General features: G+C 71.7%; 22 protein-coding genes and 2 pseudogenes. 14 read left to right on the top strand and 10 right to left on the bottom strand.

Features of this window, described 5'->3' with window-relative positions; genetic code table 11:
- Positions 1–25: 25 nt before the first annotated feature.
- The 3 genes from ACIRP7_RS32520 to ACIRP7_RS32510 all read left to right on the top strand — a co-directional run bounded on the left by ACIRP7_RS32520 (position 26) and on the right by ACIRP7_RS32510 (position 3,220).
- Positions 26–649, top strand: coding sequence for a TetR/AcrR family transcriptional regulator (locus ACIRP7_RS32520; RefSeq protein WP_403666513.1), 624 nt, complete (start codon positions 26–28; stop codon positions 647–649).
- A gap of 197 nt (positions 650–846) precedes the next feature.
- A complete protein-coding gene (locus tag ACIRP7_RS32515; RefSeq protein WP_403666511.1) occupies positions 847–1,896 on the top strand; it encodes an endonuclease/exonuclease/phosphatase family protein in 1,050 nt (349 codons plus the stop codon).
- 103 nt (positions 1,897–1,999) lie between these two features.
- A complete protein-coding gene (locus ACIRP7_RS32510; protein ID WP_403666508.1) occupies positions 2,000–3,220 on the top strand; it encodes an MFS transporter in 1,221 nt (406 codons plus the stop codon).
- A gap of 69 nt (positions 3,221–3,289) precedes the next feature.
- Here ACIRP7_RS32510 and ACIRP7_RS32505 read toward each other — a convergent pair whose 3' ends face one another.
- A complete protein-coding gene (locus ACIRP7_RS32505; RefSeq protein WP_403666506.1) occupies positions 3,290–3,766 on the bottom strand; it encodes a hypothetical protein in 477 nt (158 codons plus the stop codon).
- A 101-nt stretch (positions 3,767–3,867) separates the two neighbouring features.
- Between ACIRP7_RS32505 and ACIRP7_RS32500 the strand changes: the two genes are divergently transcribed.
- Positions 3,868–4,893: an ATP-binding cassette domain-containing protein gene (locus ACIRP7_RS32500; protein ID WP_403666502.1), complete on the top strand. Its 1,026-nt coding sequence runs from the start codon at positions 3,868–3,870 to the stop codon at positions 4,891–4,893.
- Positions 4,890–5,705 carry an ABC transporter permease gene (locus tag ACIRP7_RS32495; protein WP_403666499.1) on the top strand — a complete coding sequence of 272 codons (816 nt, stop codon included), beginning with the start codon at positions 4,890–4,892 and terminating at the stop codon, positions 5,703–5,705. The genes ACIRP7_RS32500 and ACIRP7_RS32495 overlap by 4 nt, the downstream gene beginning before the upstream one ends.
- Positions 5,706–8,439: 2,734 nt before the next feature.
- On the opposite strand, the pseudogene ACIRP7_RS32490 reads toward ACIRP7_RS32495, so the two are convergent.
- Both ACIRP7_RS32490 and ACIRP7_RS32485 read right to left on the bottom strand, forming a co-directional pair.
- A pseudogene (locus ACIRP7_RS32490) lies at positions 8,440–9,102 on the bottom strand (BTAD domain-containing putative transcriptional regulator); the annotation flags it as partial.
- 144 nt (positions 9,103–9,246) lie between these two features.
- Positions 9,247–9,747 carry a DUF6578 domain-containing protein gene (locus ACIRP7_RS32485; RefSeq protein ID WP_403666497.1) on the bottom strand — a complete coding sequence of 167 codons (501 nt, stop codon included), beginning with the start codon at positions 9,745–9,747 and terminating at the stop codon, positions 9,247–9,249.
- Positions 9,748–9,852: 105 nt separating this feature from the next.
- On the opposite strand from ACIRP7_RS32485, the gene ACIRP7_RS32480 reads away from it, so the two are divergent.
- Positions 9,853–10,650: a site-2 protease family protein gene (locus ACIRP7_RS32480; RefSeq protein WP_403666495.1), complete on the top strand. Its 798-nt coding sequence runs from the start codon at positions 9,853–9,855 to the stop codon at positions 10,648–10,650.
- Here ACIRP7_RS32480 and ACIRP7_RS32475 read toward each other — a convergent pair.
- On the bottom strand, positions 10,640–10,819 hold the full coding sequence (locus ACIRP7_RS32475; protein WP_403666492.1) for a hypothetical protein: 180 nt from the start codon (positions 10,817–10,819) through the stop codon (positions 10,640–10,642). The genes ACIRP7_RS32480 and ACIRP7_RS32475 overlap by 11 nt on opposite strands.
- Before the next feature lie 60 nt (positions 10,820–10,879).
- Positions 10,880–11,587, bottom strand: coding sequence for an NADPH-dependent F420 reductase (gene npdG / locus ACIRP7_RS32470; RefSeq protein WP_059205912.1), 708 nt, complete (start codon positions 11,585–11,587; stop codon positions 10,880–10,882).
- Positions 11,588–11,754: 167 nt separating this feature from the next.
- Between npdG and ACIRP7_RS32465 the strand changes: the two genes are divergently transcribed.
- Both ACIRP7_RS32465 and ACIRP7_RS32460 read left to right on the top strand, forming a co-directional pair.
- A complete protein-coding gene (locus ACIRP7_RS32465; RefSeq protein WP_403666489.1) occupies positions 11,755–12,357 on the top strand; it encodes a hypothetical protein in 603 nt (200 codons plus the stop codon).
- 199 nt (positions 12,358–12,556) lie between these two features.
- Positions 12,557–12,708, top strand: a pseudogene (locus ACIRP7_RS32460) (MFS transporter); the annotation flags it as partial.
- On the opposite strand, the gene ACIRP7_RS32455 reads toward ACIRP7_RS32460, so the two are convergent.
- Positions 12,709–12,939 (bottom strand): hypothetical protein, encoded by a 231-nt coding sequence (locus ACIRP7_RS32455; protein WP_403666486.1) that lies wholly within the window; start codon positions 12,937–12,939, stop codon positions 12,709–12,711. It lies immediately after the preceding pseudogene.
- 229 nt (positions 12,940–13,168) lie between these two features.
- Between ACIRP7_RS32455 and map the strand changes: the two genes are divergently transcribed.
- A complete protein-coding gene (gene map, locus ACIRP7_RS32450; RefSeq protein WP_403666484.1) occupies positions 13,169–14,026 on the top strand; it encodes a type I methionyl aminopeptidase in 858 nt (285 codons plus the stop codon).
- 214 nt (positions 14,027–14,240) lie between these two features.
- Here the strand turns inward: map and ACIRP7_RS32445 are convergent, their stop codons facing one another.
- Positions 14,241–14,885, bottom strand: a complete 645-nt coding sequence (locus ACIRP7_RS32445; RefSeq protein WP_403666482.1) for a PhzF family phenazine biosynthesis protein — start codon at positions 14,883–14,885, stop codon at positions 14,241–14,243.
- A gap of 157 nt (positions 14,886–15,042) precedes the next feature.
- Between ACIRP7_RS32445 and efeO the strand changes: the two genes are divergently transcribed.
- The 4 genes from efeO to ACIRP7_RS32425 are packed head-to-tail and all read left to right on the top strand — an operon-like array spanning position 15,043 to position 19,301.
- Positions 15,043–16,194 (top strand): iron uptake system protein EfeO, encoded by a 1,152-nt coding sequence (efeO, locus tag ACIRP7_RS32440; RefSeq protein ID WP_403666479.1) that lies wholly within the window; start codon positions 15,043–15,045, stop codon positions 16,192–16,194.
- Between the two features lie 10 nt (positions 16,195–16,204).
- Positions 16,205–17,461, top strand: coding sequence for an iron uptake transporter deferrochelatase/peroxidase subunit (efeB, locus tag ACIRP7_RS32435; protein ID WP_403666476.1), 1,257 nt, complete (start codon positions 16,205–16,207; stop codon positions 17,459–17,461).
- Positions 17,462–17,464: 3 nt separating this feature from the next.
- Positions 17,465–18,337: an iron uptake transporter permease EfeU gene (gene efeU, locus ACIRP7_RS32430; RefSeq protein WP_403666473.1), complete on the top strand. Its 873-nt coding sequence runs from the start codon at positions 17,465–17,467 to the stop codon at positions 18,335–18,337.
- Entirely contained in the window at positions 18,297–19,301 is a 1,005-nt protein-coding gene (locus tag ACIRP7_RS32425) for a hypothetical protein (protein ID WP_403666470.1), read from the top strand. The genes efeU and ACIRP7_RS32425 overlap by 41 nt, the downstream gene beginning before the upstream one ends.
- A gap of 11 nt (positions 19,302–19,312) precedes the next feature.
- On the opposite strand, the gene ACIRP7_RS32420 is transcribed toward ACIRP7_RS32425, so the two are convergent.
- Together ACIRP7_RS32420 and ACIRP7_RS32415 are read right to left on the bottom strand one after the other, a co-directional pair.
- A complete protein-coding gene (locus ACIRP7_RS32420) occupies positions 19,313–20,050 on the bottom strand; it encodes a bifunctional DNA primase/polymerase (RefSeq protein ID WP_403666467.1) in 738 nt (245 codons plus the stop codon).
- A 90-nt stretch (positions 20,051–20,140) separates the two neighbouring features.
- On the bottom strand, positions 20,141–20,770 hold the full coding sequence (locus tag ACIRP7_RS32415; RefSeq protein WP_403666464.1) for a TetR/AcrR family transcriptional regulator: 630 nt from the start codon (positions 20,768–20,770) through the stop codon (positions 20,141–20,143).
- 107 nt (positions 20,771–20,877) lie between these two features.
- Between ACIRP7_RS32415 and ACIRP7_RS32410 the strand changes: the two genes are divergently transcribed.
- Entirely contained in the window at positions 20,878–21,078 is a 201-nt protein-coding gene (locus ACIRP7_RS32410) for a DUF6243 family protein (protein WP_403666461.1), read from the top strand.
- Positions 21,079–21,149: 71 nt separating this feature from the next.
- Here ACIRP7_RS32410 and ACIRP7_RS32405 read toward each other — a convergent pair whose 3' ends face one another.
- Entirely contained in the window at positions 21,150–22,142 is a 993-nt protein-coding gene (locus ACIRP7_RS32405; RefSeq protein WP_403666459.1) for a small ribosomal subunit Rsm22 family protein, read from the bottom strand.
- Positions 22,143–22,664: the final 522 nt, after the last annotated feature.

Raw genomic sequence — 22,664 nt, 5'->3', positions numbered from 1 at the left:
CATCCCACAGAGAGGACCAAGCGACGTGAGCGGCCTCGCGGAGGGTCAGTCCAGGCAGTCGGGGGCCGTACGGGGGCGGCCCCGCAGTGAGGCTGTGGAGCGGTCCATCATCGAGGCCGTCATCAAGCTGCTGGAGGACGGCGTGCCGCTCGCCGAGCTGTCCATCGAGCGCATCGCCCGGACCGCGGGCGTCGGCAAGGCCACCATCTACCGCCGCTGGAGCGGCAAGGAGGAGCTCTTCGTCGACGTCGTGCGCACCGCCGAGCCCCCGGACGCCGGACTGCCCGGCACCTCGATGCGCGACGATCTCGTGGCGCTGCTCGAGCAGTTGCGGCAGCGCGGGCTGATGACCCGTTCCTCGGCGCTGCTGCACAGTGTCTTCGCTCAGATGAAGAGCAGCCCGAAGGTGTGGGACGCCTACCACACGCTCGTCGTCGCGCCCCGGCGCCGCAAACAGATCGCCATCCTGCGCCGGGGACAGGCCAACGGCGAGCTCCGCACGGACATCGACGTCGAGTTGGTCAATGATCTGGTCGTCGGCCCCATGCTGTTCCGCACCATCATGCAGCCCAACGCCGACCTGCCGGAGGGCCTCTCCGAACAGATCGTCGACACCGTCCTCGAAGGCCTACGCCCCGTCAGTTCCTAGTGTGCGGGTTTCGTCACAGAGGGCGCTTTCCGAGCCGTAGCAGGGAACTCGGTAAGCCGACTTGTACGTCAACGCCCCCGTACGGTCGTCATGGGACGACGAGAGAGAACCCGATCATCCCCTAGGGTCGTACGGGGCGTCCGGCGCCCCACGGCAACGGGGTGAACGGTGTGCACGGCAGGTAGTGAGGCGACGGTATGGCGCAGCAGGCATACGTGACGGAGACGGCGGACGGTGGCTCGGGACCCGAGCGCCGGAGAGACCGGCTCCGGCGCCTGCTCGGCCGCCCGCTCTCCGGCTGGCGCGGTGACCGCCGGATCTGGCGCCGCGGTGTCGTCCTGGCCGCCCTCGCGCTGCTCATCGCCCTGGTGATGCTGCTGCACGCGCAGATCCCGAACGCCGTCGGCAACCTCGGCAGTCTCACCGAGACCTTCCTGCCGTGGCTCGGCGTGTTCGTCCCGGTGCTGCTCCTGCTCGGTTTCCTGCGCAGGTCGGCGACAGCGCTGATCGCGGTGCTGCTCCCCGCGGTCGTGTGGCTGAACCTCTTCGGCGGGCTGCTCTCCGACAAGTCCGCCACCGGCGGCGACCTCACGGTGGCCACCCACAACGTCAACGCCGACAACCCCGACCCGTCCGGCACCGCCCGGGACGTGGCCGCCTCCGGCGCGGACGTGGTGGCCCTGGAGGAGCTGACCGTCTCGGCGGTGCCGGTGTACGAGAAGGCACTGGCGTCGACGTACAAGTACCACGCGGTCGAGGGCACCGTCGGGCTGTGGAGCAAGTACCCGCTCAGCGGCGTGAAGCCGGTCGACATCAAGCTGGGCTGGACCCGTGCGATGCGCGCCGGGGTGGCCGCCCCGGACGGACAGGTCGCGGTGTACGTGGCCCACCTGCCGTCCGTGCGGGTGAAGATGGCGGCCGGGTTCACCGCCCGGCAGCGCGACAAGAGCGCCGACGCGCTGGGCGAGGCCATCGCCGACGAGAAGCTATCCCGGAAGATCCTGCTCGGCGACCTCAACGGCACGATGAACGACCGCGCGCTCAACGCCGTCACCTCCCAGATGCGCTCCACGCAGGGCGCGGCGGGCAGCGGCTTCGGGTTCAGCTGGCCGGCGTCGTTCCCGATGGCGCGAATCGACCAGATCATGGTGCAGGGTGTGGAGCCGGTGAGCTCGTGGACGCTGCCCGAGACCGGCAGCGACCATCTGCCGGTGGCGGCCCGTGTGAACCTCGCCACCTCGTCGTAACCCGCCGGACGTCCCTTGGAATACCGGGCCCGGGAGTATTTGTTCCGTACTTGAACATACACTCGTACGGAACTCCGCTCTCCCCTGAAAGGCTCGGCTCTTCATGCCCTTGGCCCTGCTCGCACTGGCCGTCGGCGCTTTTGGTCTCGGCACCACCGAATTCGTGATGATGGGCCTGCTGCCCGACGTCGCGGACGACCTCGGCATCTCGATCCCGACCGCCGGACATCTGGTGTCCGCGTACGCGTTGGGCGTGGTGATCGGCGCCCCGCTGCTCGCCGCGGTCACCGCCCGGATGTCCCGTCGCGTGGTCCTCATCGGCCTGATGGGACTGTTCGTGGCCGGCAACGCGCTGTCCGCCTTCGCCCCCGACGAGCACTGGCTGCTCGCGGCCCGCTTCCTGAGCGGGCTGCCGCACGGTGCCTTCTTCGGGGTGGGCGCGGTCGTCGCCACCGGCATGGTGGCACCGGAGCGCAAGGCCCGCTCGGTGTCCCTGATGTTCCTCGGCCTGACCCTCGCCAACATCGCGGGCGTGCCCGTCGCCACCCTCATGGGCCAGCACCTGGGCTGGCGGGCGACCTTCCTCGGTGTCAGCGCGATCGGCCTGGCGGCGATAGCCTCCCTGGCGCTCCTCATCCCGCGCGACCACGCACACGCCCCCGCGGTGGGCCTGCGCCGCGAACTGGTCGCGCTGAAGTCGCTGCCGGTCTGGCTGGCGCTCGGCACGACGGTCGCCGGCTTCGGCGCGCTGTTCGCCGCGTACAGCTACATCACGCCGATGCTCACGGACGCGGCCGGTTACGCCGGCTCCAGCGTGACGCTGCTGCTCGCCCTGTTCGGGGTGGGCGCGACGGCGGGCAACCTGGTCGGCGGACGGCTCGCCGACCACTCGCTGCGCGGCACCCTGTTCGGCGGCCTGACCGCGCTGGTCGTGGTCCTGGCCCTGTTCCCGGTGCTGATGTCCACGCAGTGGAGCGCGGCGGTGGCGGTCGTCCTGCTGGGCACGGCGGCCTTCGTCACCGGCTCCCCGCTCCAGCTGATGGTCATGGAGAAGGCGTCCGCCGCCCCCTCCCTGGCCTCCTCCGCCAACCAGGCCGCCTTCAACCTCGCCAACGCCGGCGGCGCCTGGATCGGCGGTCTCGCCCTGGCCGCGGGCCTCGGCGCGACGTCCCCGGCCCTGACGGGCGCCGCCCTGGCCGTGCTCGGCCTCGGGGTCGCCGCGGTGGCCGCGGTCGTGGACCGGCGGCGCGTGGCCGTCCCGGCCGGCCGGGAGCGCGTGGTCGCGACCCATCTGCCGGAACACGCGGAGGCCGTACGGTACTGAGCTGCCGTACGACCAAGGGGGCGCCCGGTGTTCACCGGGCGACTCCTTTCCGTGTCCGTGGCCGACGGGCTACCCCAGGGCTGCCCGGGCGGCGTCCAGGAACGCCAGGCGGTTGGCCTCCAGGTGGTCCCGTACGCTCTCGCCCTCCGGCAGGCCCTCCCACACGGTCCGGTTGAGGTCGAGGAAGTAGGCGCGGGCCGCCTCGTGGACGGGGAGCGGGAACTGGACTCGGATGAGGCGTTCGGCCACCCAGAGGCGGTTCATGGCGTCGCTGGTCGTGAGGAACCAGGGGTCGGTGCGGTCGTGGTCGGCGGGGCGGGAGAAGGCGGCGCGTTCCGCCTCGGCGCCGACCTCGATGAAGCGCTCCAGCAGGGCCAGGCGTTCCGCGCGCCGGGCCTCCGACACGGCGATCTGCTGACGCCGCTGTTCGGCGCGTTCCGCCGACTGCTGTGTCCGGTGCTGGACGAGGTAGGAGAGCACGCCGCCCAGCGCGACGCCGCCCAGCGATATGAGAGACACCCAGACCTGGCCCGACATGGGCGTCATCGTGCCACGGCGGTGGTCCGCGCCGGGTCTGTCGGTGGGCTGTAGGTCCCTGTAGGCGACCTGTCGGTGGTTTGTCGGTGGCGGCTGGCACCGTCCTCGGTATGACGCGAATCGACAAGAACCCCAAGAGCGGGGCTTCCGCCGTTTCCGTGCGGGGGCTGGTCAAGCACTACGGCGAGACCAAGGCGCTGGACGGCGTCGACCTGGACGTGCGCGAGGGCACCGTGATGGGTGTCCTCGGGCCGAACGGCGCCGGCAAGACCACCCTCGTACGCATTCTCTCCACCCTCCTCGCCCCGGACTCCGGACAGGCCACGGTCGCCGGTTACGACGCCGTACGGCAGCCCCGGCAGCTGCGGCGGGTGATCGGGCTCACCGGGCAGTACGCCTCGGTGGACGAGAAGCTGCCCGGCTGGGAGAACCTGTACATGATCGGGCGGCTGCTCGACCTGCCCCGCAAGGAGGCCCGCACCCGGGCCGACGAGCTGCTGGAGCGGTTCTCGCTCACGGACGCGGCGAAGCGGCCGGCGAGCACCTACTCCGGCGGTATGCGGCGCCGGCTCGACCTCGCCGCCTCGATGATCGGCCGGCCCCAGGTCCTGTTCCTGGACGAGCCGACCACCGGTCTCGACCCGCGCACCCGCAACGAGGTGTGGGACGAGGTCAAGCGGATGGTCGGGGAGGGGGTGACCGTCCTGCTGACCACGCAGTACATGGAGGAGGCCGAGCAGCTCGCCTCCGAGCTGACCGTCGTGGACCACGGCAAGGTCATCGCCGACGGCCGCATCGAGGAGCTCAAGGCGAAGGTCGGCGGCCGCTCGCTGCGGGTACGGCCCGTTGATCCGCTGCAGTTGCAGCCGCTCGCCGGGTGGATCGACGAGCTCGGCATCACCGGGCTGGCCACCAGCACGGTGGACACCGACGGCGGCGCCCTCGTCGTCCCCATCCTCAGCGACGAGCAGCTGACCGCCGTGGTCGGCGCGGTCACCGCGCGCGGTATCACCTTCTCCTCCATCACCACCGAACTGCCCAGCCTGGACGAGGTGTTCCTGTCCCTCACCGGCCACCGCGCCAGTGCCCCGCAGGACGCCGTCCCCACCGACACCCGCGAGGAGGTCGCCGTATGAGCGCCGCCACCCTTACCGCCACGGAAGCCGACGCCCGTATCCCGCTGCGCGGGCACCTCCGGCACACCGGCGCCCTCATCCGCCGCAACCTGCTGTGGATCCGGCAGGACCCGGAGTCGATGTTCGACGCCATCCTGATGCCGGTCGTCTTCACCCTGCTGTTCGTCTACGTCTTCGGCGGCTCGATCGGGCAGGCCCTGGGCGGCGGACAGGACGGCTACGTCCAGTACGTCATCCCGGGCATGATCGCGATGATGAGCATGACCCTGTCCCAGGGCGTCGGCACCGGCTTCAGCCAGGACTTCAACTCCGGTGTCATGGACCGCTTCCGGTCCCTGCCCATCGGGCGCGGCTCGGTGCTGTTCGCGAAGATCTCGGTGGAGCTTCTGCGGATGCTGTTCGCGACCACCGTGCTGATGATCGTCGCCGTCCTGGTGGGCTTCGACATCCACCACTGGGGCGGTCTGCTCGCGGCGGTCGGTCTGTCCGCCGTGTTCGCCTCCTCGATCATGTGGGTGTTCCTCACCCTGGGCGTGATCCTGAAGAACGCGCAGTCCGTGCAGGCGATGGGCTTCCTGGTGCTGTTCCCGCTCCAGTTCGGCTCGTCGATCTTCGCGCCGACGAACTCGATGCCGGGCTGGCTCCAGCACTTCACCGACTACAACCCGCTGTCCGCCCTCGCCGACGCGGCCCGCGGACTGATGGTGGGCGGCCCGGTCGCGCACGACCTGTGGGTGACGCTCGGCTGGTCGGCGGCGATCACGGCGGTGGCGGCACCGTACGCCATCCACAAGTTCCGTACGAAGAACTGAAGTACGGCGTCGGTGCGCGTCACACCAGGGCGGCGGCCTCCTGCGGGGAGAGGCCGTCGCCCTCCGCGTACGCCGACTCGTAGGCCGCGTCGCCCAGCACCGCGCGCAGCTCCCGCTCGGCCCTGCCGCGCACGGTGCGCTCGACGGTCGTCGGGACGTGGCTGGGCGGCAGCAGCGCGTCCCCGGCCCTGAGGCAGCGGGCGCCGTCGCGGGCGCGGGCGCCGCCGTCGGCCCCGGCGAGGGCCAGCCCGGCGGTGTGCAGGTACATGGTGCGCATGTGCGGGGCGATGGTCAGGGCCAGCGGGTCCTCGGACTTCTCCAGCGCCCGGCGGGTCAGGGTCAGGCACTCCTCGTAGCAGCCGTCCCAGGCCTCCAGCCAGGCCTCCGAGCCGAGGATGAAGGCGTCGAAGATGACGAAGTGAGCGATGCCGAACTGCTGGCGCAGCAGCCGGAGTTGTTCGCGTGCTTCGGGAATGCGGCCGGTCAGGCCGAGCCGGCCGGCGAGGAACATCCGGGCGGCGGGCATCGCCTCGTTGCGGGCGCCGTCCCGGTCGGCGATCACCTCACGCAGCAGGAGTTCGCCGCGTTCGGCCTCCCCCGTCTCCAGCAGCGCGCTGCCCAGCCGGGCGTTGAGCACGGACTTCTGGGCGCGGGCGCCGAGTTGTTCGGCCCGCTCGATCGCCCGCTCGTAGTCGGCCGCGGCCTCGTGCCATTCACCCTTGCGCTCGTGGGCTTCGGCACGCGCGGAGAGCGCCTCGGCGGTGCCCCACAGGTCGCCGATCCGCTCGTAGATCTCCAGCGCCTCCTCGGCGTCCTGGATGGCGTCCCCGGCCCAGTCGGAGCGGTTGGCGAGCAGGTTGGCCCGCCACTGGAGGGCCGCCGCGAGCTCCCAGTCGTAACCCGGGGTGGCCCGGCAGGTGTCGACGGTCGCCTGGATGACCTTCCGCAGCCGCTCCATGTCCCCGGTGAGCATGATGGCGAAGAACCACAGAGAGCCCGGCATCCGGCAGGTCTGCGCCATGCCCGGCTCGTAGGTGGCGGCGATGGACCGCAGCTTCGTCTGCGCGTGCTGGTTCTGCCAGGCGTCCAACTCGGTGTCCATGCAGGCGAGATGGACGAGATGGGCGCCGCGCCGGGCCTCCTCCAGAACCTCGCCGGTCCAGGGCGGCGGGGTGTCCGTGCAGCGCTCCCACACCGGCGCGGCCGGGCGGACCGGCTCGGTGAAGGGGTCGGGGCCCAGGCCCTGGACGTCGCGGGACCAGTTGCGGGCCTCGATGCGCAGGTCGCGCATCTGCCAGTACCAGGCCAGCGACAGGACCAGGCACAGCCCTTCCTGCTCGTCGCGGTCGGCCACGGCCCGGCGCAGGGCGGTGCGGAGGTTCTCGTACTCGCGCTCCAGCCGCCCGATGGCGGCGAGTTGGCAGGGCCCGCGCAGCAACGGGTCGGTGGTGCGGGCGAGTTCACGGTAGTACGTCAGATGCGCGCGCTCGGCGTCGGCGCGCAGTCCGTCCACCTCGTCCAGGCGCTCGCCGGCGTACTCGGCGACGGTCTCCAGGAGCCGGTAGCGCATCTCGCCGTCCCCCTGACCCGGTGAAGGCGCCGCCACCACCAGGGACTTGTCGACGAGCGAGCCGAGCGCGTCCAGCGCGACGGGCCCGCACACGGCCTCGGCGGCGGCCAGGTCGCACCCGCCGGCGAACACCGACAGCCGCCGCAGCACGTCCCGTTCCTCCTCGTCGAGCAGATCCCAGGACCAGTCGACGACGGCCCGCAGGGTCTGCTGGCGGGGCAGCACGGTACGGCTGCCGGAGGTCAGCAGCCGGAAGCGGTCGTCGAGCCGGTCGGCGATCTGACGTGCCGTCAGCATCCGTAACCGGGCGGCGGCGAGCTCGATACCGAGGGGCAGGCCATCGAGACGCCGGCAGATCTCGGCGCAGGCCGCCGCGGTCTCCTCGTCGGCGTCGACCCGGAATCCGGGCCGGGCGGCGGCACCCCGGTCGGCGAGCAGCCGCAGCGCGACCGGCTCCGGCAGGGGCTCCACGGGCCGCAGCAACTCCCCCGGTACACCGAGGGGTTCACGGCTGGTGGCGAGGACGGTCAGCCCCGGACAGCGTTCCAGGAGCGTCTCCGTCAGCCGGGCCGCCGCGTCGACCACGTGCTCGCAGTTGTCGAGGATCAGCAGCATGCTGCGCCGGCCGCAGTGCTCGGCGAGCCGCTCCACGGGGTCGTCGAGCCGCTCGCTCCCGGCGGCGCGCATCGCCTCGGCACCGGCGCCGTACAGCACGGTCTCGCGGGCGCCTACGGCGGTGAGTACGGCCTCGGGGACGGCGTCCGGATCGTCGACCGGCGCGAGCTCGGCCAGCCACACCCCGTCCCGCACCACGCCCCCCACGGCCTCGGCGGCCTCCTGCGAGAGCCGGGTCTTCCCGGCCCCGCCCGGCCCGAGCAGCGTGACCAGCCGCGCGCCGGCGAGGTCTCCGCGAATCGCCTCGATGTCGGCTTCCCTGCCGACGAAGGAGGTGAGACGGGCGCGGAGGTTGCCGGGGGGCGAGGGTGCGGTCGCGTGCGGCACGGCCGGGGCGTTTGTGCGGGTGCCACCGTCGGTACCGCGAACCGCCTCACCCGCGGGTGCTGCTGCAGCGGCCCACCGGTCCTCGCGGGACGGCTCCGGTCGCAGCAACTGCCCGTGCAGCGCCCGGAGTTCGGCCCCTGGGTCCGCTCCCAACCGGTCCGCGAGCAGCTGTCGTACGGACTCGTAGGCGGCCAGCGCCTCCGCCGTGCGGCCCGTGTCGCGCAGGGCGCGCAGGCGGAGGGCCTGGAGGGGCTCGTCGAGGGGGTGGGTGTCGCACAGGGCGGTCAGTTCGGGCAGAGACTGGTCGGCCTGGCCGAGGGCGAGCGCGGCGGTGTGACGGGCGCGCAGGGCATCCAGCCGGCGGGCCTGCGCGCGCGCCGCCTCGGCCGTACGGTCGGGCAGATCGGCCAGCGCCGGGCCCCGCCACAGCGCGAGGGCGTCGTCCAGGACCACGGCCGCCTTCGCGGGGTCGCCGTCGGCCAACGCCCGCATGCCGTCACCGGCGAGCCGCTCGAAACGGTGCAGGTCGATGTCGTCCGGCCCCGCCGTGAGCCGGTAACCGCCGCCCTCCACCGAGGCGACCGCGTCCGCCCCGAGCGCCCGCCTGAGCCGCCCGACCAGCGCCTGCAGCGCACCGGTCGCGTCGGCCGGCGTGTCGTCACCCCACACCTCGTCCACGAGAAGGCTCACCGGGACGGTGCGGCCGGGCCGCAGAGCGAGAACGGTCAGCAGCGCGCGCAGCCGCGTGCCACCGACGGGGACGGACGTACCGTCGGGACGGAGTGCCTGGGTGGTGCCGAGGATGCGATAGCGCACGGGGTCCATTGTCTCCGGTGAGGTCGGGGCCGGTCACGGGGTTCTGGGAGCGGGGTGTCGGGCGGCCGGGCCGGAGCACCGGAGCGGTGGTCCGCCCGCAGTGGCCGACCTCCCCACCGAGGTTTTTCTTGCGAGGCCGGACCGCCGGACGGATCATGTCCTGTCCAGGACCTCCAGTGTGGCCAGGACCCCCGCCTCGGATCGCTCACCCCGACCGCCCGCGAACCACTTCGGGCACGCGTCCACCGACCGCAGCGACCGCCGCCCCGGCACCGGCTGCCAAGTCCGCGAACCCGGTTCCGTCTCGTCGTACTCCTGTGTCACGACCTGCACACTCCGCACCCGCCCCCGCACCTCGGGCAGCCGCCCCCCGTGCGTCTCGACCGTGAGCAGCCCGACGAGCCCACGAGCGTCTCCCAGCCCCGGCACACCCTCCGACACCCCCGCGACCAGGCCGTCCCCGTCCCGCAGCACCCGGACCGCACCCTGTTCCACGGGTCCGGCGAGCTCGGTGAGGTGGTGGTCCCAGCCGCCCCCGAGGACGTCGTCCGCTGCGCGGAACAGCAGTGGCCAGCACACCTCCTCCCCCACCGAGAAGGGTGTACCGCAACACTCCATCTGCCAGTCCGCGTAGAACACGTGCCAGAGCCCCATGTCCCCACCCTTCCACGGAACCTCCGCCCCACCCCAGGACGTTCTCACCTGTGCCCGGTACCGTCGGGCCGTCCCGCCGCGTGCTCGTCCAGTCCAGGGAGCCCCATGACCACCGCCACCACCCGCCACAGCGACCGGCGGATCAGCCCCGTCTTCCTCGGGATCTGCGCCGTCACGGCGGTGACCGGCTGGGCCACCTGGACCGGATTCGCCGAGCTGCCTGGCGTGGCGGTGTTCCTCTTCGTCACCGCGGCCTGGGTGATCTCCCTCTGCCTGCATGAGTACGCACACGCGCGTACCGCCTTGCACAGCGGTGACATCACCGTCGGGAGCAAGGGCTACTTGAGCCTCAATCCTCTCGCCTACACGCACGCCCTGCTCAGCATCGTGCTGCCTGTGCTGTTCGTGATCATGGGAGGTATCGGTCTGCCCGGCGGCGCCGTGTTCATCGAGCGCGACCGAATCCGGGGCCGCTGGAGGCACAGCCTGATCTCGGCGGCGGGCCCGCTGACAAACGTCCTGTTCGCTGCCGTGTGCACCGCCCCCTTCTGGCTGGACGCCCTCGAGGGGGTCCCGCGGGACTTCCGGTACGCGCTCGCGTTCCTCGCGCTGCTCCAGGTCTCTGCCGCGCTCCTGAACTTCCTGCCGGTGCCAGGACTGGACGGCTACGGCGTCGTCGAGCCCTGGCTGTCGTACGGCATCAAGCGCCAGATCGAGCCCTTCGCGCCCTTCGGCCTGCTGTTCGTTTTCGCGCTGCTGTGGGTGCCGGCGGTCAACCACGTGTTCTTCGACGTGATCGACTCGATTCTGGCCTCGCTCGGCATCAACGATCTCGAGACGTACTGCGGCCAGGACCTGTACCGGTTCTGGCAGACGAGCAACTTGTGCTCGGTCAGCGGGTGACGGACCTCTCGGCCCGGCCCCGCTTGAGGTAGTACCAGCACATGTTGGACGACAGCCCCGCCAGCAGCACCCACACGATCCCCAGCCAGCTGCCCTGGACGAAGGACACGACCGCCGCCGCGACGGCGAGAAGACAGACGGCGAGGGCGTAGAGGGCGAGGCGGGGCATGGGATCGGGCTCCTGTCGGGGGACACTGCTGCGCTACGGCGTCCAGTGTCCCCCATCGGCTCACACGTCCGTGACCCGCAGCCCCGCGTGCGCCTTGTACCGCCGGTTGACCGAGATCAGGTTGGCGACCAGCGACTCGACCTGGTGGGCGTTGCGCAGCCGGCCCGCGAAGATGCCGCGCATACCGGGGATACGGCCGGCCAGCGCCTGCACGATCTCCACGTCGGCCCGCTCCTCGCCGAGCACCATGACGTCGGTGTCGATCTCCTCGACCTCCGGGTCCTGGAGCAGCACGGCCGACAGATGGTGGAAGGCGGCGGTGACCCGGGAGTCCGGGAGCAGGGCCGCGGCCTGTTCCGCCGCGCTGCCCTCCTCCGGCTTCAGCGCGTAGGCGCCCTTCTTGTCGAAGCCGAGCGGGTTGACGCAGTCGACGACGAGCTTGCCGACGAGTTCCTCGCGCAGCGACTCCAGGGTCTTGCCGTGGCCGTCCCACGGCACGGCGACGATCACGATGTCGCTGCGGCGCGCGGTCTCGGCGTTGTCGGCGCCCTCGACCCCGTGCCCGAGTTCGTCGGCGGCGGCCTGGGCGCGGTCGGCGGCGCGGGAGCCGATGATCACCTTCTGCCCGGCGCGGGCGAGCCGGTAGGCGAGGCCCTTGCCCTGCGGCCCGGTCCCGCCGAGCACGCCGACGACGAGCCCGGAGACGTCGGGAAGGTCCCAGGGGTCCTTGGCGGGAGCCTTCTGTGCAGCACTGTCGGTAGAGGTCATGGGCCCGACTTTACGTCCGCCCCGCCCGCCCCGGCCGGTCGGGTGAGCCGCGTCACGGGCACCCGACCGAGGGCGATCCGTCGTCCTCGGTGCCGCTCTGCCCGGTTCGGGCGAATCCGGGCCGAACCACCGGCCGCGCACGTCCTCTTGCGGCAAGATGCGACCCCATGGACGCCGTACGGGTCGCGCTGCTGCGCGAAGTGCTCGCCGGGACCGAGTGGCTGGGAGCCACCCGGCGGTTCGCGGGCGTACTGCGCGGGTCGGTGGTCTCGCACGGCGGCGGACTGCTCCTGGTCGGCACGCCGGAGTACGAGCCGTGGCATCTGGCGGCCCATCTGGTGGACGAGGCCGCCTGGTCGGGCACACCGGAGCTGGCCCCCACCCTCGTACGCCACGACGCGCGCCCCACCGACCCCGCGCATCTGTCGGTCGGTCCTGGCCGGCTCGCGGCGGCCCGGCGCGGCGAGACCCTGCTGGTGGTGTCCCCGGACCGGCCGGGCGCCCCGCTTCTGGAGCAGGTCCACGACGCCCGGCGGGCCGGCGCGACGGTCCTCTCCCTCGGTCCCGGCGAGGGCGAACTCGCCGCGATGGCCCATGAGTCGCTGGCCGTACCGGAGGGCACGGACCTCGATCTGGACACCGTGCAGCACCTGGTGAGCGCGGCGGCCGGCGAGAACGCCGTGCCCACACCCAGGGGCCGGCGGCGGTTCCGGGACCGGCTGTCGAGACTGGCCGACCAGCTGACGGCGCCGCCTCCGGCCCGCTGGTAGCCGCGAAAGCAGTTGCCGCACCGGGAGGCCTCCCCGGACCATGACGAGTCGTGACCGACGACGCCCCCGCACCCCCTTCCGGCCTTCGCGCGATGTTCCCGGACCCCGCCCCCTGGCGGGCCTCCCGGGACTTCCGGCGGCTGTGGTACTCGGGGCTGATCTCGAACTTCGGCAGCTTCCGCGGTTTCGCCGCGTGTGGGGCGTACGGACGTCCGTCTGGTCGGGCGGGTGCTGTGCGCCGGGGCGGTGGGCCTCCTGGCCCTGTGCCTGCCGAGGCTGATGCCGTACGACGCCCGCACCGACGAGCACGCGGCCCGGGTGCGGGACCAGAGGACCGCGGCCCAGGTGTGATCAGTCGTCCTCGCGGCCCCCCGCCGGGGCGTCGTGCCACTTGGGGTCGTTCTCCCACTCGAGGTTGCGCTCGCGGGCCGTCTCCATGGCCTGCTCGGCCTCCTTGCGGCTCGCGTACGGCCCGAACCGGTCCTTGGCCGGGCACTCGGGCCCTTCCTCGACCTTCTTGTGCTCCAGGCAGTAGTACCACTCGCCCGGCTTGCCGACCGCGCGCTTCTTGAACAAGGACATGACCTGCTCCTCTCTCGCCACCGACAGTTCCGTTACCCAAGTCTCAGTGATCTGAGCATTCCAGGCGTTGTCCGTCTGGAAGGTCCGTGACGGTGTCACCGCAGCACGGAGTGCGCGCTTGCGCCACCTGCCCGCCCAAGGTCACTTATTCGACCAACAAATTCCTGTTCCCCTCCCAGTGAGACAGCACCCAGCGGTCGGCCCTGTCGCGCTGGATAGACTCGTCCGCATGTCTGGCCAGTCGCTGCTCGTGCCCGGGGACCTGTCCCCCACCCGTTCCGTGCCCGGAAACATCCGTCGCCCCGAGTACGTCGGCAAGCCCGCGCCGACGCCGTACACGGGGCCGGAGGTGCAGACCCCGGAGACCGTCGAGGCGATGCGGATCGCCGGCCGTATCGCGGCGCGGGCCATGGCGGAGGCCGCGAAATTGATCGCTCCCGGGGTGACCACCGACGAACTGGACAAGGTGGCGCACGAGTACATGTGCGACCACGGCGCCTACCCGTCGACGCTCGGCTACCGGGGTTTCCCGAAGTCCCTGTGCACCAGCCTCAACGAGGTGATCTGCCACGGCATTCCGGACTCCACCGTGCTCCGGGACGGCGACATCATCAACCTCGACGTGACGGCGTACATCGGCGGGGTGCACGGCGACAACAACGCGACGTACCTGGTGGGGGACGTCGACGAGGAGAGCCGGCTGCTGGTCGAGCGGACCCGGGAGTCCCTGGCCCGCGCGATCAAGGCGGTCAGGCCGGGCCGCCAGATCAACATCATCGGCCGCGTGATCGAGTCGTACGCCAAGCGCTTCGGCTACGGAGTCGTCCGTGACTTCACGGGCCACGGCATCAACTCCTCCTTCCACAGCGGCCTGATCATCCCGCACTACGACAGCCCGCACGCGACGACGGTCATCCAGCCCGGCATGACGTTCACGATCGAGCCGATGCTGACGCTCGGGACGCACGAGTACGAGATGTGGGACGACGGCTGGACGGTCGTCACGAAGGACCGCAAGCGAACGGCCCAGTTCGAGCACACGCTGGTGGTGACGGAGACGGGCGCGGAGATCCTGACGCTGCCGTAGGCCTGTTCCGGGGTGGCCGACCGAGTGACAGCGGTTCGGGTACGCGGCGGTTCGCGTACGCGGCGTCGGATCCGATGACGCAGGAGCGGGACCTGGCGCATCTGCGGGGACCGCAGGCGGTCGGACCTGTCCGCGCTTCCCGCCGCACGGGCGTTCGCACTGGACAGCGGGGTCCGGGCACTCGGCCGAGACGTTCCCGCCGGCCGTGTGGGCCTCAGCGTTCCAGGAGGACGCGGCCTCCCACTTCGACCCAGCCGCCCGGCTGCGGAGCCGTGAGGATCTGGGAGCCGGCGCCCTGGACGATGTTCAGGGCGCGCCCCAGTTCGGCGGTGAGCTGGAGAGCGGCGGCACCGGTGGCCTCGTCCTCCTCGACACCGTCACCCCGGCCGGGAAAGCCGCGGGCCCTGATCCGCCCGGCGGCCTCGTCCTCCCAGGCCCAGGCGTAGATCCAGTCCCCCGCCGAAGGGACGGCCAGATCGTCCACCTCGGCGGCGGTGGCGTACTGCCGGAACGTCCGCGGCGCCGCCCATTCGGCCCGCGCCTCGATCCAGCTGAACTCCCCGTCGAGCCGGGTACCGACGACGCCTGCGGGTGTGACGAGTTCGGGCACGTCGAGCAACCAGGCGGCCCCGACGCACGGGTACCCGGCGAAGGCCAGCCGTACGGAGGGCGTGTAGATGTCGATGACGCCCCGCTCGGGGTCGTCGACGAACACGGTCTCGCTGAACCCGAGCTTCGCGGCGAACGCCTGTCGCTCGTCCGGGTCCGGGATCGCGGACCCCTCGCGGACGACCCCCAGCTCATTGCCGTAGCCGCCGTTCGGCGCGCAGAAGACGCGCAGCACGTCGTAGTCAGTCACGGGGGAATTGAAGCATCCGCGCAGGTCCCGTACCTCCACGTGTCCCCGGAGCTGAGTCTTTGACTGTCACTTGACCCTTACTTGGCAATTTCTTTGGGCCATAGATAGATAAGCCTCAGATAAGTTAGGCGAGCCTATCCAACCCTCAGGAGATCGTATGCGCGCCGTCAGACTGTCCGTCGTCACCGCCACCGCCGTGGCGGCCCTGACCGCCCTCACGGGGTGCACGGAAAAGGCGAGCTCCAGCTCCGGCGACAGCGACCGCGTGATCGACGTGACCGCCACGGACAGCAAGTGCGAGATCTCCAAGAAGGAGTTCCCGGCCGGCCACGTGGAGTTCGCGATCGAGAACAAGGGTTCCAAGGTCACCGAGGTCTACGTCCTGTTCCCGGACGACCGGATCGTCGCCGAGCGGGAGAACATCGGCCCGGGCACCAAGCAGAAGGTCACCGCCGAGGTGAAGGCCGGCGACTACACGATCGCCTGCAAGCCCGGCATGAAGGGCGACGGCATCCGCCAGCAGGTCAAGGCCACCGGCGGGAGCGCGGCCAAGCGCGACCCGCGGCTGGACACGGCCGTCGCCGCGTACCGCCAGTACGCGCAGGAGCAGGCCGACGCCACCCTGCCGCTCGCGAAGACCTTCGCCGCCGCGGTCAGGGCGGGCGACCTGGAGGCCGCCAAGAAGGCGTACGCCCCCTCCCGCATCGGCTGGGAGCGCACCGAGCCGGTCGCCGAGTCCTTCGGAGACATCGACCCCAAGGTCGATGTGCGGGCCGACGGGCTGGAGGACGGGCAGAAGTGGACCGGCTGGCACCGGCTGGAGAAGTCCCTCTGGCAGGACAAGAAGATCACCGCCGAGGACAAGACGCTCGCCGACCAGCTGATCACCGACCTCACCGACTGGCAGAACCGGGTCGGCAAGGCGGACATCACCCCGACCTCCATGGCCAACGGCGCCAAGGAGCTCCTCGACGAGGTCGCCACCGGCAAGGTCACCGGCGAGGAGGAGCGCTACTCGCACACCGACCTCGTCGACTTCAAGGGCAACGTCGAGGGCGCCGAGAAGTCGTACGAGCTGCTCAAGCCCGTGGCCAAGGAGAACAACCCGGCCCTGGTCACCAAGCTCGACAAGCAGTTCGCGGCGCTGAACACGCTGCTGGACAAGTACCGCGCCGACAAGACGTCGTACGACTTCACCTCGTACGACAAGGTCGGCGACGGCGATCGCAAGCAGCTGTCGGACGGGGTCAACGCGCTCGCGGAGCCGCTGTCCAAGCTCGCCGCCGCCGTCGTCACCAAGTCCTCCTGAGGCAGGGGCCATGACGGACGCAGACAACACCACGGCTCCCTCGCGCCGCGCGCTCATCGGCTGGGGCGGGGCCGGGCTCGCGCTCGGTGCCGCCGCGGCGGGGGGCGCGGTCGCGATGACCCGCACCGGGGACGACCTCTCCCCCACCGCCGCCGAGACCGGCGCTGCCGTCGAGTTCCACGGCACCCACCAGGCGGGCATCGCCACGCCGGTGCAGGACCGGCTGCACTTCGCCGCGTTCGACGTGACGACCGACGACCGCGCCGAGTTCGTGCAGATGCTCAAGGACTGGACGGCCGCGGCCCGGCAGATGACCGAGGGGAAGGCGGTCGGGGAAGGGGCGTACGGCGGTCTCGCCGAGGCGCCGCCGGACGACACCGGGGAGGCGCTGGGGCTCAAGCCGTCGCGGCTGACCCTGACGATCGGCTTCGGGCCGTCACTGTTCGGGAAGTTCGACCTCGCCGGTCAGCGACCCGAGGCACTCGTCGACCTGCCGCAGTTCGCCGGGGACAACCTCGACAAGAACCGCAGCGGCGGCGACCTGTGCATCCAGGCCTGCGCGGACGACCCGCAGGTCGCCGTGCACGCGATCCGCAACCTCGCCCGGATCGGCTTCGGCAAGGTCGTCATCCGCTGGTCGCAGCTCGGCTTCGGCAAGACCTCGTCCACCACGCCCGACGCGCAGACCCCGCGCAATCTGATGGGCTTCAAGGACGGCACCCGCAACATCGCGGGCACGGAGACGGACCGTCTGAAGAAGTTCGTGTGGGTGGACGCCAAGGACGCCAAGGACGCCCCGTGGATGAACGGCGGCTCCTACCTCGTAGCCCGCCGCATCCGCATGCACATCGAGACCTGGGACCGCACCTCGCTGCAGGAGCAGGAGGACGTCTTCGGCCGCGACAAGGGCGAGGGCGCCCCGGTCGGCAGGGCGAAGGAGCGCGACAAGCCGTTCCTGCCGGCGATGAAGCCCGACGCGCACGTCCGGCTCGCGCACCCCGACTCCAACGGCGGGGCGACGATCCTGCGCCGCGGCTACTCCTTCACCGACGGCACGGACGGCCTCGGCCGGCTGGACGCGGGGCTGTTCTTCCTCGCGTACCAGAAGGACGTCCGCGAGGGCTTCATCCGGATCCAGCGGCATCTGTCCACCGACGCACTCAACGAGTACATCCAGCACGTGGGTTCAGCGGTCTTCGCCGTCCCGCCCGGCGTCCGTGACAAGGACGACTGGTGGGGCAGCACGCTGTTCTCCGAGGAGGCCTGACCTGTGTTCTCCAACTACCTGATCGGTCTGCGCGAGGGGCTGGAAGCCAGCCTGGTCGTCTGCATCCTCATCGCCTACCTGGTGAAGACGGGCCGCCGGGACGCCTTGCGGCCCATCTGGACCGGCATCGCGGTCGCGGTGGCGCTCTCCTTCGGCTTCGGGTGCGCGCTCGAATTCGGCTCGCAGGAGCTGACATTCGAGGCGCAGGAGGCGCTCGGCGGCTCCCTGTCGGTCCTCTCGGTCGGCCTGGTGACGTGGATGGTCTTCTGGATGCGGCGCACCGCCCGGCATCTGAAGTCCGAGCTGCACGGCAAGCTGGACGCCGCCCTGCAGATGGGCACCGCCGCCCTGGTCGCCACCGCGTTCCTCGCGGTGGGCCGGGAGGGCCTGGAGACCGCCCTGTTCGTGTGGGCGTCGGTGCACGCGGCCGGCGACGGCACCCCGCGCCCGCTGATCGGCGCGGCCCTCGGTATCGCCACGGCGGTCTTCCTGGGCTGGCTGTTCTACCGCGGCGCCCTGCGCATCAACCTGGCCAAGTTCTTCACCTGGACCGGCGGCATGCTGGTCGTCGTGGCCGCGGGTGTGCTGGCGTACGGCTTCCACGATCTTCAGGAGGCCGACTGGCTGCCCGGCGTGAACAGCAAGGCCTTCGACATCAGCGACACCATCCCGCCGGACAGCTGGTACGGCACGCTCCTCAAGGGCGTGTTCAACTTCCAGCCGGACCCGACCGTCCTTCAGGTCACGGTGTGGCTGCTGTACTTGGTCCCGACGCTCGCGCTGTTCCTCGCCCCGGTAGGGTTCGCCTCCGGGAAGGGGAAGGTGAAGGCACCTGATGAGCAGGGATCGCGGCCCTCGAAGGCTCCGCAGGCTTGACCGGAGCGCACTGACAGCAGCCACTGTGACCGTTTTGTCGATGACGGCGAGCGGATGCGTGGTGGTGCACGGCGAGCGGGAGGTGCTGCCCGCGACCACCAGGGCGGAGGCCGCCAAGGCGCTCCAGCAGTTCACGAACGCGTACAACGCGGCGGACAAGGCGTACGACAGCTCGCTGGACGCCGCCCATGTCACCGGCGCGCTCGGTGCCATCGACGCGGCGCGGCTCAAGGCCGGCAAGGCCAACAGCCCGAGCGGGAACGCCTCGCACACTCCGCTGAAGCTGTCGGACGTGACGTACACCATCCCCAAGAAGGCGGGCTGGCCGCGCTGGTTCGTCGCCGACGCGGCCGGCAACAAGGGCGGTACCGCGCGCTGGCTGCTGGTGTTCACCCGTGACGGTCTGAACGAGCCGTTCCAGGTGGCGTATCTGACGCTGGTGGCCGAGGGCAAGGTGCCGGAGTTCAAGAAGGACGCGGACGGCTGGGCCGAGGCGGTTCCGGCGAACTCGACCGGTCTGGCCACCGAACCCGGGGACCTGAGCAAGGACTACACCAGCTATCTGAAGAACGGCGCCGGAGACGTCTTCGCGGACGGCACCCACACCAGCGTGTGGCGGGCGGATCGGGCCAAGGACGCCATCAGGCCGGGCCTGGCCACGCAGTACATCGACGCGCCGCTGGCGAACGACGCGTACGCACCGCTGGCGTTGCGCACGAAGGACGGTGGGGCGCTGGTGTTCTTCGCCACGCACCACTACGTGAAGGAGACGGCCCACTCCGGTACGTCGGTCCCCAGTCCCGGTGCGGCCGTGCTCGCGCTGACGACCGGTGAGATCAAGCAGTCGCTGATGATGGAGTTCGTCTCCAACGAGGTGGCGCTCGACCCGCCGAAGGGCGCGGACGACCGACAGGTCGATGTGATCGGCCGGATCCAGGGCCTGACGTCCGCGCAGGGCTCCTAGCGCTCGGGACGCTATCGGCGCAGGGGCCAGGCCGTGTTGGCGTGGTCCGGCTCCTCGCCCACGTGGCGGGCGCAGACGTCGGTGAGGACTTCCAGGAGGCTCAGCGGGTCGGGCAGCGGGTGTTCGAGGCCGCGGACCCAGTGCACGGTCTGGCCGCCGGGCAGCCGGGCGGGCGGCACGAGGACGTAGGAGCCGCGACAGTGCCAGCGCAGGCCGGGGTGCTCGTCCGCGGTCTCGGGGTGGCAGTCCAGTTCGCACGGCCACCACTCGTCCTCGTCCTCGGGGGTGCCGCGGGTGAGGGTGAAGAAGAGGAGCCGCCCGTCGTCGCTCTCGGCGACCGGGCCGACCTCGATGCCGGAGGCCAGCAGCCGCTCCAGGGCCTCCCGGCCGGCCTCCAGGGGGACGTCCAGGACGTCGTGGACCATGCCGGTCGCGGTGATGAAGTTGGCCTGCGGCTGGTGCCGGGCCCAGCGCTCGATCTGCGCGCGGTCGGTGGTCGACTGGGTCTGCCAGGCGAAGGACACGGGGTGACGGGCGGGCGTGGGACAGCCGACCCGGTCGCAGGAACACCGGTATCCGGGGGCGGGGTGCGCGGCGGGCGCGAGCGGGAGTCCCGCTGAGGCGGCGGCCAGCAGCAGGGCCTCACGACCGCCTTCGTCCCCGGCGTCGGCCTCCTTCGGCCGGCGTCCGCGCAGCCACTGGGAGAGTTTGCCCTGCAGGCCGGTCAGGCCCCCCGACTCCGCGCTCATCTACCACCCTCGCCTCGCTGTCGTGCGGAACAGCATGCCCTATGGTCCCACTTTCCACGGCTTCGGGGGTCCGGAACCGAGGTGGGGCACTCAGCGGGGTGCGATGCCGTGGAGGGCGTAGTCGACGAGGGTGTCGGTGTAGTCGTAGCTGATCGGACCGGTGTACTGGAGCCAGCGCTGGGCGAGGGGGGAGACCCAGAGTTCGAGGGCGATGCGCGGGTCGATCTCGGGGCGCACCTGGCCGGCCTCCTGGGCGGCGCGCACCCGGTCGACGTACAGCTGGAGCGACGGTTCGAGGAGCTTGGTCATGAAGGCCCGGCCGACTTCCTCGTTGACGACGCCCTCGGCGGCCAGGGCGCGGGAGGGGGCCTCGAAGCGGGGGTCCTTGAGCTGGTCCACGGTGAGCCGCAGTACGGCCTTGAGGTCGGCGGCGAGGTCACCGGTGTCCGGGATGGTGTACGCCGCCTCGGGGCCGGCCTCGCGGGCCGCCTGCTCGCCCAGGTCGAGGAACGCCTCCATCAGGACCTCCGCCTTCGACGACCACCAGCGGTAGATCGTCTGCTTGCCGACACCGGCACGGGCTGCGATCCCCTCGATCGTGGTCTTGGGGTAGCCGACCTCGGCGACGAGGTCGAGGGCGGCGTCGTAGATGGCGCGGCGGGAGCGCTCGCTGCGGCGGGTGGTGTCGGGGGCGGGCTGCTTGGGGTTGTGGGTGGCCATGAAGCGAACCTACCAGGTTGACAAGACGGTGCGTCTCGCCGGAGAGTGGAGTCAGTAATCGAGACGAGACGTCTCGTTTTGAGTGCGAGGCGTGAAAGGAGCAGGTCATGGCGCGAGGTGGATCGGGCGGCATGCTCGGCGTCGGCGGTACGCGCAGCAACATCGGCCGCAAGGCCCTGCGCGGCGGCGATCGCGACGGCCGGATCGGCGGCGCGCGGGACCCGCAGGCGCACAAGCGCGAGCTGCTGCGGAAACTGCGGGAGAAGCGGGACGCGGACGCGGACGCGGCGGGGGAAGCGCCCGCGTGACGCGGCGGGGGAAGCGCCCGCGTGACGCGGCGGGGGAAGCGCCCGCGTGACGCGGCCACTGCGGATCGGGGCTACGGCCTCTCCGGCGGGGGCCAGGCGTCGCCCCACGCCGCGTCCCTCGCCGCCTTGTACAGGTCGCCGTGGCGCTTGGTGACCGTGCGGCGGGTCAGTTGCTCGTCCGGCTCGCAGAGGTCGAGGAGGACCTGGCCCTTGCGGATCTGGGGACGCCGGATCACCCGGGCCGGCGCCGGGGTGGCGGGGAGCCGGGTCGCGGCGACGTAGCTGAACTTCTCGTCCTCGTACGGCAGGGAGCCCCCCTTGACCTGGCGGTGGAGGGAGGAGCGGCTGACCCTCGCCGAGAAGTGGCACCAGTCCTCGCCGGGGGCGATCGGGCAGGCGGCGCTGTGGGGGCAGGGCGCGGCGACGCGGAAACCGGCGGCGACGAGACGGTCGCGGGCCTCGATGACACGGGCGTACCCGGCGGGGGTCCCGGCCTCGACGATCACGACCGTCCGTGCCGACGCCGCCGCGGTGTCCACGAGGGCGGTGCGGTCGGCCGGGGCGAGTTCGTTGAGGACGTACGAGACGGTGACCAGGTCCGTCGCGGGCAGGGCGAGGTCCTGGCCGATCCTGGCGCGCTGCCAGCGGGCGTCCTTCAGGGCCGGGTTGGCGGCGGCGATCTCGCGGCCGAGGGCGAGCGCGGGCTCGGACCAGTCGAGGACGGTGACCGCCCGGTCGCCCGGCCAGGTGGCGGCGACGGCCCAGGTCGCGGCGCCGGTGCCGCCGCCGACGTCGGTGTGGTCGGCGGGACTCCAGTCGGGGACGGCCTCGGCGAACGCCTCCAGGGCCGCGTGGACCGCCTCGAAGGTGGCGGGCATGCGGTAGGCGGCGTAGGCGGCCACGTCCGCGCGATCGCGGAGGATGGGGCTGTCGGTGGGGGTGGCTCCCCGGTAGGCGGTGATCAGGCGATCCACCGCCTGGGCGGCCTGCTTGGGGGGAAGGCCGTCGAGGAGGGCGGCGAGGGCGCTGCGGAGGGTTTCGGCCGGGGGTGCGGGGGCGGTCACCCGGTGATTCTATGGGCGGCCGGTGCGGGGGCGGACCTCGCGGCTTTTCACCCCCCGCCGCCGAACACCGGACGGGCCGGAGGCACCTGGACCGACACCGGAAGGCGAAGCCACCTCACGCCCCCACCCCGGCGGGCAGCCCGCGTCCCCCTGACCACCGCCGACCCCTCGGCGGGAGCCACCGGCGGCGGACACCGGGTCACACCACTGTCGGCCAGGGCCTCGGCGGCGGACACCGGGTCACACCACGAACGGCCCGGCGGTGCGGAGGTGACTCCACGGTCTCCCCGCCCCCAGCCCCGGCAGGCCACCCCGCGAACCCCTCACCACCCGCACAACCGTCAGCCAGGGCCTCGGCGGCGGACACCGGGTCACACCACGAACGACCGGCGGTGCGGAGGTGACTCCACGGTCTCCCCGCCCCCACCCCGGCAGGCCACCCCGCGAACCCCTCACCACCCGCACAACCGTCAGCCAGGGCCTCGGCGGCGGACACCGGGTCACACCACGAACGACCGGCGG

The sequence above is a fragment of the Streptomyces sp. NPDC102270 genome (assembly GCF_044766405.1).
In the GTDB taxonomy this organism is placed as follows: domain Bacteria; phylum Actinomycetota; class Actinomycetes; order Streptomycetales; family Streptomycetaceae; genus Streptomyces.
The sequence above is the reverse complement of the archived record's forward strand: the minus strand, read 5'-3'. Positions and strand labels throughout refer to the sequence as shown.